We start from the raw sequence: 9,613 nt of genomic DNA on the forward strand, positions 1-9,613 counted from the left end.
CGGCGGGCGGGCGCGGGGTCGGTCTGGGCGCGCTGCTCGCGCGCCGGGGTGCCGTCCTCGCCGAGCGGACGGGCCTCCTCGGCCGGACGGGCTTCCGCGACCGCACGAGCGGAGCGACGCTCGAAGGCGACGCGACGGGAGAGGATCCGGATCGCGGTGGTGAATCGCTCGGTCGGACGAGCCTCGTTGAGTTCGTCCTGCCGACGAAGCCACATGGGCACCAGATAGGCAGCCCAGGCCCCCACGATCGCTGCGTAGATCAGGCCGCTGCCGTTCACGCTTCACACGCTAAGCCGGATGAGCACCGCATCGTCGGATTAGGCACGGTGTGTCGCCCGATCCGCTGCGATATCCATGTGACAAATGTGACTGCGGCGGCTGCCGCTGCCCACCGGGCTGCCGTGTTTGACCGGCCTGCCGCGCCTGACCGGACTGCTGCTGCCGACGGGATTGCCGCGACCGCCCGGGTGGCCATCCGGACAGCCGGTCTCCCGGAGGTGCTGGGGTCTGCCGAGATGACACCGCTCATATCTCCGGGAGAGTAGCGAAATCGCGAGATCGATGTGTCGATACGGCCGGATCGACACCGAAGAGATGCGGCTACCAGGTGAAGCCGCGGCTTTCCCGATAGGCGCGCCACCGGGTCAACAGCCCCTCGGGGATCTCCTCGGCGTTGAGCGCGTAGGCGAGATGGTCGCGCCAATCGCCGTCGATGTGCAGGTAGCGCGGGCGCAAGCCCTCCTCGCGGAAGCCGAGTTTTTCCACCACCCGCCGACTGGCCCGGTTCTCCGGCCGGATGCACACCTCCAGCCGGTGGATCCCGAGCCGGAAGAAGCAGTGGTCGGTCGCGAGCGCGACCGCCGTCGGCATGACGCCGAGACCGGCGACCCGCTCGTCGACCCAGTACCCGATGTGCGCCGAGCACATCGAACCCCAGGTGATCCCCGCGACGGTGACCTGACCGACCAGTTCGCCGTCGTACAGGACCACGAAGGGCAGCATGCGCCCGGCCGCGGCCTCGGACCGCAGGAAGCGCACCATCTGCCGAAACGTCGGCCGCCGGCCGGCAGCCGACCCCGGCGGGACGGTCGCCTCCCACCGGCGGAGCCAGTCGCGGTTGCGCGTGTGCACTCCCTGCCAGACCTCGGCGTCACGAGCACGGATGGGGCGAAGGGTCACCCGACCCTCGGTGAGTTCCACCGGCCATCCGCGGGTCAGCGAGTGCCCCATGGCGGCTGCTGCGCCCCTCCGTAGCCCCCGCCACCCTGACCGCCGCCCTGGCCACCGCCTTGGAACCCGCCGCCACCACCCTGATAGCCGCCACCGCCGCCGAAGCCGCCCTGGTAGCCACCGCCCCCGGGAGCCTGACCGCCCTGCCCCGCCGCCGGATACCCGCCACCGCCGCCACCCGCCCCGCCGAACCCGCCGCCCTGCTGGTGGTCGCCGCCCTGGAGCTGCGACACCACGTGCGGCAGCACCTTGGCCAGGACGTTGATCCCGTCCTGGGCGCCGCCCGGCGAACCGGGCAGGTTGACGATCAGGCTGCGGTACGTCCAGTGCGAATCCTGGGTGATCGCGACACCGGCGATGCCACGCGAGAGGATCGCGGTCGGCACCTTGTCGAAGTTCTCCATCCGGATCGCCTCGGCGATGCCGGGTACCTCGAAACTGATCACCCGACTGGTCATCTGCGGGGTCTGGTCGAACGGGTTCAGGCCCGTGCCCCCGGTGGTGATGATGACGTCGAAGTGCGCCGCGACCGCGTCGCGCAGGGCCTGTACGACCGGCTCGCCGTCCGGCACGATCTGCGGTCCGCGTGTCTCGAAGCCCATCTGCTGGAGACCTCGCGCGATCACCGGACCGCTCTCGTCCCCGTAGGTCCCGGCCGCCGCGCGCGTGGACACGGTGATCACCATGGCTCGCATCAGTCTTGCCCTCCGTCCCCTTGTGTGGCCGTTTCCCCCGGATCGCGACCGGAGGCTGCCGCCCGTTGCCAGTCCCCGGAGACACCGCCGGTCTTGGTCTCGACCCGTACGTCGGTGATGACCGCGCCCGGATCGACTGCCTTGATCATGTCCACGACCGTGAGCGCCGCGACGGAGACCGCCGTCAGGGCCTCCATCTCGACCCCGGTGCGGTCCGCCGTACGCACGGTCGCCGTGATGGCCACCGCGTCGTCGTGCACCGTCAGGTCCACCGCGACGCCGTGCAGCGCGATCGGGTGGCACAGCGGAATCAGGTCGGGTGTGCGCTTCGCGGCCATGATGCCCGCGATCCGGGCGGTGGCGAGGGCGTCGCCCTTGGGGACGCCCTCACCCCGCAGGAGTTCGACCACGCGCGGCGACACCAGGACCCGGCCGGAGGCCGAGCCCGTGCGCACCGAGACCTGCTTGGCCGTGACGTCCACCATGCGGGCCGCGCCGGCCTCGTCGAGGTGCGTGAGGTTCTTGGCGCCGCGCGTCAACTTTCCACCCCATACGGTGAGCCCCCGTGCGGGGGCGTCGAACTGCCTAGTGTCGTGCTGGGGCAACGTTAGAGCCACAACCGGGCGGCCCGCATGCACAGGGCGGCTCGGGCACCGTGGCGCCGCGTCGTCCGACTCGGCGACATCGCGTCCACGCGGGCACCACAGGCCGTCGTACCGCCCGTCGTCCGACTCGGCGGCAGCGGCCTCCGCCCGGCGCCACAAGACCCCGTGCGCAGCCCGTCGTACGACTCGGCCGCGCCGCGCCCGCTCCGGGCGTCCCGGCCTGCCCCCGCGCCGTCCGTCGTTCGGCTCGGCGGCGCGATCACGGTGTGACCGGGCCCGGCTCGACTCCACTCGGTTCGATTCGGGTCGGGTCGGTGCGGTTCGATGCCACCCGGCTCAGCTCAGCAACATCACGTCCACGTCGCCGCCCTCGGCCACTTCGGTGACCTCGGCCGGAAGGCTGATCAGCGCGTTCGCCCGGGCGAGGCTGCCGAGCAGATGGGACCCGGTGCCGCCGACCGGTTCGACCACGCCCTCGCCCACGCCCGCGACCGGCGGGGTGTACCAGGCCCGCAGGAACTGGCGCTTGCCGTCGGGAGAGGTGAGCGCGGACACGCACGTGGCCCGCACCACCGGGCGCTCGGTCACCTCGGCCCCCTGCATCCGCAGCAACGCGGGCCGGACGAACACCTCGAACGACACGAACGCGCTGACCGGGTTGCCCGGCAGCGTGAAGATCGGCGTCTCGTCGGGGCCGATCACGCCGAAGCCCTGTGGCATGCCCGGCTGCATCGCGACCTTGCCGAACTCGACGGTGCCCAGTTCGGAGAGCACCTCCTTGACCACGTCGTACGCCCCCGCGCTGACCCCACCCGTGGTGACCACGACGTCGGCCCGGATCAACTGGTCCTCGATCGTGTCGATCAGGATCTTGGGGTCGTCGGGAACGTTGCCCACGCGGTACGCGATGGCGCCGGCCTCGCGCGCGGCGGCGGTGAGCATGTAACTGTTCGAGTCGCGGATCCGACCGGGACCGATCGGGCGGCCCGGCTGAGTCAGTTCGCTGCCGGTGGACAGGATCACCACGCGCGGCTTGGGCCGGACCCGGATCCGATCGCGCCCGATCGCGGCGAGCAGGCCCACCTGTGCCGAGCCGACCGCCGCGCCGGCCGCCAGGACGGTCTGACCCGCCGTCACGTCGCTGCCGCGAAGCCGGATGTACTGCCCCTTCGAAGGGGACTTCGTGATCCGCACGGTCGGCATGCCCGCGTCGGTCCACTCGACCGGCACGATCGCCTCCGTGCCCTCCGGGATCGGCGCGCCGGTCATGATCCGCGCGCACGTGCCGGAACCGATCGCGGTGTCGGCGGTGTTGCCCGCGGCGATGTCGTCCACCACGTCGAGCACGACGGGGTAGCGCTCGCTCGCGTCCGCGACGTCGGCGAGGCGCACCGCGTAGCCGTCCATCGACGAGTTGTCGAAGGGCGGCAGGTCGCCGGTGGAGGCGACCTCGTCGACGAGCAGGCTGCCGTGCGCGTCGAGCAGTTGCAGTTCGAGCGGGGCCAGCGGTTCGATCCGTTCGAGGATCCCGGTCAGGTGGTCCTCGACGCTCTTCATGCTTGCATCTCCTCGTTCACGTAACTCTTCAGCCAAGCCCGGAACTCGGGCCCCAGATCATCACGCTCGCACGCGAGCTTCACGATGGTCCGCAGGTACTCGGCCCGGTCGCCCGTGTCGTAGCGACGCCCGTTGAACAGTACGCCGTGCACCGCGCCGCCCTCGGCCTCGGGCACGTCGGCCAATACCCGTAGCGCGTCGGTCAGTTGGATCTCGTCGCCGCGACCGGGCGGGGTGTGCGCCAGTACCTCGAACACCGCCGGGTCCAGCACGTATCGGCCGATCACCGCGTAGTTGCTGGGAGCGTTGCTCCGCTCGGGCTTCTCCACCAGATCGGTCACCCGGACCACGCCGGGCTCGTCCCCGACCGGTTCGACCGCCGCGCAGCCGTACTGGTGGATCTGCGCCGGTTCGACCTCGATCAGCGCCACCACGCTGCCACCGCGTTCGCGCCGCACCCGCAGCATGGTCTCCAGGAGCTGGTCACGCGGGTCGATCAGGTCGTCGCCGAGGAGCACCGCGAAGGGTTCGTCGCCGACATGCGGCCGGGCGCACGACACGGCGTGGCCGAGGCCGCGCGGATCGCCCTGACGCACGTAGTGGATGTCCGCGAGCGCGCTCGACTCGCGCACCAGCTTGAGCCGGTCCAGGTCGCCCTTGGCCGCGAGCGCGTGTTCGAGTTCGTACGCGCGGTCGAAGTGGTCCTCCAGCGGCCGCTTGTTGCGACCGGTGACCATCAGGACGTCGGACAGCCCTGCGGCCACGGCCTCCTCGACCACGTACTGGATGGCCGGTTTGTCGACCACCGGCAACATCTCCTTGGGCGTCGCCTTGGTCGCCGGGAGGAAACGCGTACCCAGACCGGCGGCCGGTACAACGGCCTTGGTGATGTGGAACGGACGGCGCACAGGCATGGCCGCACACTAACGGGTGAGGTCACCGGTGGTCCCGTGAAGCCCGGTGATTGGCCGGTTGTGTTCCGACCGCACCCGTTCGGCCGGACCCGCGACGCGGAAGCGATCGCCCCCCTCCTGCTTGGCCCGGGCCAACGCCCGGTCCGCGGCCCGGATCAAGGTCGCGCCGTGGGTGCCGTCTTCGGGGAGCACCACCACGCCGATCGCCATGGTCAGTCGTACCGGATCGGTCGACGCGCCGAACGTGCCGCGGCGCACGGCGTAACAGAGCCGCTCGGCCACCTTGGCGGCACCGGCGATGTCGGTCTCGGGCAGCAGGATCACGAACTCCTCGCCGCCGTAACGGGCGATGGTGTCGACCTGGCGGATCTCCAGCGCGAGCCGCTGGGCGACCTCGCGCAGCACCGCGCCGGCGCCCTGGTGACCGCACCGTTCGTTGACGTCGCGGAAGTGGTCGAGGTCGAGCAACAGCAGTCCGAGCGGGCGGCCGAACCGCGACGCGCGCATCACCTCGCGGTCGAGCACCAGTTGCAGGTAGCGGTAGTTCCACACGCCGGTCAGCGGATCGGTCACCGACAGGCGCTCCAGGTCGGCGCGGCTCGACTCCAGGCGGGTGACCTCGTGGCGGAGTTCGGGGAGTTCGTCGCCGGTGATCGCGCGCAGCCGGCGCACGGCCACGACGAGCGAGCCGACCGCGACCGCGAGCCCACCGACGAGCAGCAGGATCAGCAGGCGTTCGAAGGTCAGAGCCATGAGGGATCCGAGGCATTGAGGCACGATGGCGGGAGCGGCTTCACGATCGCCGCCGGCTTCGGGTCCGACTGCTTCGGGACCGACGGCTTCGGGACCGCCGAATTCGGAACCGACGGCTTCGAGACCGCCGAATCCGGGTCCGACGGCTTCCGGACCGCCGAATTCGGGTCCGACGGCTTCGGGACCGACGGCTTCGGGTCGGACAGTCCCCGATCCGAGGATCCCGGTCCCGACAGTCCCGGATCCGGCAACATCGAAACCGGCAGCCTCGAATCCGGCGATTTCCGGTCCGGCAATCGCGGATCCGGCGACCTCGGGCTCGATGGGGTGGCGCGAACTGTGTCGATTGCGCGTACTCCTTCGATAAACCGTCCAAACACGTCATTCAGGGAACAGCATGAAGGACATCCTCAACGACAAGGCCACGCTGAGGTCACATTTGCTGCACGCACGGTCACAACTCGGGATCGAAGAGCGCGCGAGCGCCGGCCGCGTGCTTTCGGGCGCGCTTCTCGCGCTCCCCGAGGTGCGGGCCGCCGGCACGATCGCGGCCTACGTGCCGGTGGGGTCCGAGCCGGGCCCGCGCGAGTTGGCCGAGGAGCTCTCCCGGGGGCCCGCACGACGCGTGTTGCTTCCGGTCCTGCTCGCCGACAACGACCTCGACTGGGCGCTGTACGAGGGACCGCAATCCCTTGTCCGAGCGACACGCGGACTCCGCGAACCGGTCGGCCGTCGGGTCGGCCCCGACGCGGTGGGCGCCGCCGACGTGCTCGTCGTACCCGGGCTCGCGGTGGATGGACGCGGCCTGCGCCTGGGGCGTGGCGGCGGTTCGTACGACCGGGCGCTCGCGCGCGTGGGCTCTTCGGCCGTCACGATCGTGCTCCTGTACGACGGCGAGGTGCTCGACCACGTGCCGGCCGAGCCGCACGACCGTCCCGTGGACATCGCGGTGACGCCCGCGGCGGTCCACCGGTTCGGCCGGTAGGACCACCGCGGGCGTCGGATCACCGCGTGCTCGTGCTGCTGTTCAGGGCCTGGTCACGGCCCCGGAGGCGTTGAAGACCCTGGTTGCCCCGGTGGCCCCGGTGGCCCCGTAGGCGCGGAAGGCACCGCCGGGCCGCCGGGTTCGAGAGTCAGTCGGTCCTTGGCGGCCTTGTCCACAGCCGCCGGTGAGAACGGCCATGCGAGCGTCTTGCCCTTGCGCCACAGGTCGGTCTGATCGGTGTAGTTGTCGTGCCAGACGTGCCCGGACGCGCCCGTGAGGTTGATCCAGCGCGACGCGTCGAGGTTGGACAGGTCGACCACCATCCGCATCGAGGGCACGGTGGTGACCCCGTAGCCCTGGGCGGCGTTCCACCCCGTCGCGTTGACCAGACCCTCGCCGCCGGACATCTCGTACGGCCCGCGGTTGAGCATGAACTTGACCACTCCGGGCCCCTCGGTGCCCAGCGTCTGGTTTTGCAGCGTGAGGGTGTGCAGGCGACCCCACGACCACGTGTCCATGTCCTTGCCGAGCCTGGCGGTGAGTTCCTTGCGCGCCTCGGTCATCGCCTTGTGCAGGAGACCGTCGCGTGTGGTGATCGCACCGGGGTCCTTGGAGATGTTCCACCACGGGCTCTCCTGGCTCTCCAACAGCGAGCGCACGACCTCGTTCCAGCGGTCGCCGCCGTCCGGTTGCGCGGTGGAGTCGTCGCGCGCGCCGCACTGCACGTCGTTGTTGGCCGCGTTGCTCGCGCAGTCGTTGTCGGCGCGTACCGAGAACGGCATCTTGTCGCCGAACGCCAGCATCAGCACCTGGCGCCACACCGAGTTGAAGTACGCCGCGGCCTTCGAGTCGGCGTCGTTGCGCTTGTCCCAATCCTTGAGCAGGTCCTGCGCCTGGCGCACCCACGGATCGTCGATCTTGACCGCGAGCAGATACGGCACGAGCAACTGCGCGACCGGGTTGAGGTCGTCCGCCTGCATCGTCTGCATCATCGCCGGGTCGATCTTGCCCGGCGCCTTGGTGATCATCTCCACGATCCGCTGACTGCGCGCACCGTAGCCCCAGTCGGAGGTCAGCAGATACGGATACGCGGGCGAGGTGACCGCGTTGTTGGCGGTGACGATGTAGCCGTCCTTCGGATCGAACACGTTGGGCAACGATTCGAAGGGGATGAACGAGTCCCAGTCGTACTTGGGATCCCAGCCGTACACCGGCCACCGGCCGTCGCCGCTGCGCCGAACCGGGATCTTGCCGGGCGCCTGGTAGCCGATGTGGCCGTCCACGTCGGCGTAGACCGCGTTCTGCGACGGCGCGTCGAAGCTCTTGAGCGCCGTGCGGAACTCGTTCCAGTTCTGTGCCTTGTCGAGCTTGAACAGCGCGTCCATCGAGGTGCCCGGGTCCAGCGCGGTCCAGCGCAGGGCGACCGCGAAGCCCTCTTCGCGCTGCGGGCTCGGATCGGGGATCGGCGCGTCCTTGCCGACGTCCGACAATTCGTCGGAGACGTCGGTCAGGATCGGCCCGTGCCGCGTCGTACGCACCTTGACGTGCCGGTCCGCGCCGCCGGCGACCTTGATCGTCTCGTCCCTGCTGTCGACGAACGGCTCGTACTTGTTGTCGTACAGGACGCTCTCGCCCTGGACCTTCTCCAGGTAGAGGTCGGTCACGTCGGCGCCGAGGTTGGTGAAGCCCCACGAGATCTTCTGGTTGTGACCGATGATCACGCCGGGCATGCCGGAGAACGTGTAACCCGACACGTCGTAGGCGCAGTTCGGTCCGACCGTGCGGCAGTGCAGGCCCATTTGGTACCAGACCGACGGCAGCGACGGGGACAGGTGCGGGTCGTTCGCCAGCAGCGGCTTGCCGGTCGTGGTGCGACTGCCCGCCACGACCCACGAGTTCGAGCCCACGCCCGAGGACTTCTCACTGAACAGCGACGGCAGGTTCGCGAGCGACTTGGACAGATCCGACAGCGCGTTCTGGGCACCCTTGGACGGTGCGGCCGGCAGCGCGTCCTGTGCGAAGCGCTCGGCCTTGCCGTCCTTGACCACCGCACCGTCCTTGACGATCGGTTCGTTGGTGTCGTAGGGGTACGGCGGGTACAGCTCGTCGATCTGGTTGACCGTCAGCTTGTCCGAGAGCAGGGCGCGGTCGATCTCGTCCTGCAGGTTGGTCCGCAGGTCCCACGCCATCGCCTTGAGCCACGCGACGGAGTCGATCGGCCCCCACGGCTCGGGCTTGTAGCCGTCGTGCACGACGCCGAGCAGGCCGTACTCGAACGACGCGTCGGTGCCCTTGTGGTCCTTGAGGTAGGCGTTGACCCCCTCGGAGTACGCCTGAAGGAACTTCTGCGACTCCGGCGGCAGCGCCGCGTACTCCTGCTCGGCCACCTTGCGCCACCCGAGGGTGCGCAGGAACTTGTCGTTCTCGACCTGGCCGGAGCCGAACATCTCGGACAGCCGACCCGCCGTCATGTGCCGGCGTACGTCCATCTCCCAGAAGCGGTCCTGGGCGTGTACGAAGCCCTGCCCCCGGAACAGGTCCTCCGACGTGTCGGCGTACACCTGCGGGATGCCGTGCGCGTCGCGCACGACGTCGACCTTGCCGGTCAAGCCCGACACCCGCACGGTGCCCGAGGTCTGCGGGAAGGAGTCGCGCGACAGTTGCCAGCCCCACCAGCCGAGGCCGCCCGCGCAGATCGCGAGCACGACGACGAAGACGATCGCGGTGAGCCGGAATCGGCGCCAAGCGCGGGACGGGCCCTTGGGCCCGTTCGAGCGCTCCTTGACCTTGGCGGTTGCGCCGGGGACGGCCTCGGCGGGCGGCTCGGCCTCGGCTGCGGCCGCTGCCGGCGCTGCGGCGGGCTCGGCGTTCTCG

Annotated in this window: 8 protein-coding genes and 1 pseudogene; 1 reads left to right on the forward strand and 8 read right to left on the reverse strand. The window is 70.2% G+C overall.

All coding sequences use genetic code 11. The annotated features are described in order from the left end of the window. The 7 genes and pseudogenes from GT354_RS52435 to GT354_RS03575 form a co-directional block, all read right to left on the reverse strand. Positions 1–278, reverse strand: a pseudogene (locus tag GT354_RS52435) (hypothetical protein); the annotation flags it as partial. A 322-nt stretch (positions 279–600) separates the two neighbouring features. Then, a complete protein-coding gene (locus tag GT354_RS03550; RefSeq protein WP_161354685.1) occupies positions 601–1,230 on the reverse strand; it encodes a GNAT family protein in 630 nt (209 codons plus the stop codon). Continuing rightward, positions 1,215–1,925, reverse strand: coding sequence for a MogA/MoaB family molybdenum cofactor biosynthesis protein (locus tag GT354_RS03555; protein WP_161354686.1), 711 nt, complete (start codon positions 1,923–1,925; stop codon positions 1,215–1,217). The genes GT354_RS03550 and GT354_RS03555 overlap by 16 nt, the downstream gene beginning before the upstream one ends. Next, complete coding sequence (gene moaC / locus GT354_RS03560; protein WP_161354687.1) at positions 1,925–2,464, reverse strand: cyclic pyranopterin monophosphate synthase MoaC; 540 nt, start codon at positions 2,462–2,464, stop codon at positions 1,925–1,927. The genes GT354_RS03555 and moaC overlap by 1 nt, the downstream gene beginning before the upstream one ends. Before the next feature lie 402 nt (positions 2,465–2,866). Next, positions 2,867–4,087: a gephyrin-like molybdotransferase Glp gene (gene glp, locus GT354_RS03565; RefSeq protein WP_161354688.1), complete on the reverse strand. Its 1,221-nt coding sequence runs from the start codon at positions 4,085–4,087 to the stop codon at positions 2,867–2,869. Beyond that, on the reverse strand, positions 4,084–5,001 hold the full coding sequence (gene galU / locus GT354_RS03570) for a UTP--glucose-1-phosphate uridylyltransferase GalU (protein ID WP_161354689.1): 918 nt from the start codon (positions 4,999–5,001) through the stop codon (positions 4,084–4,086). The genes glp and galU overlap by 4 nt, the downstream gene beginning before the upstream one ends. A gap of 9 nt (positions 5,002–5,010) precedes the next feature. Next, the gene (locus GT354_RS03575) at positions 5,011–5,754 is read right to left on the reverse strand and encodes a GGDEF domain-containing protein (protein WP_161354690.1); all 744 of its coding nucleotides are present in this window, start codon (positions 5,752–5,754) and stop codon (positions 5,011–5,013) included. A gap of 397 nt (positions 5,755–6,151) precedes the next feature. Between GT354_RS03575 and GT354_RS03580 the strand changes: the two genes are divergently transcribed. Continuing rightward, the gene (locus GT354_RS03580) at positions 6,152–6,739 is read left to right on the forward strand and encodes a 5-formyltetrahydrofolate cyclo-ligase (protein ID WP_161354691.1); all 588 of its coding nucleotides are present in this window, start codon (positions 6,152–6,154) and stop codon (positions 6,737–6,739) included. Between the two features lie 53 nt (positions 6,740–6,792). Here GT354_RS03580 and GT354_RS03585 read toward each other — a convergent pair whose 3' ends face one another. Next, a complete protein-coding gene (locus tag GT354_RS03585) occupies positions 6,793–9,444 on the reverse strand; it encodes a penicillin acylase family protein (protein WP_346011830.1) in 2,652 nt (883 codons plus the stop codon). Positions 9,445–9,613: the final 169 nt, after the last annotated feature.

This window comes from Streptomyces sp. SID3343, assembly GCF_009865215.1.
Lineage (GTDB): Bacteria > Actinomycetota > Actinomycetes > Streptomycetales > Streptomycetaceae > Embleya.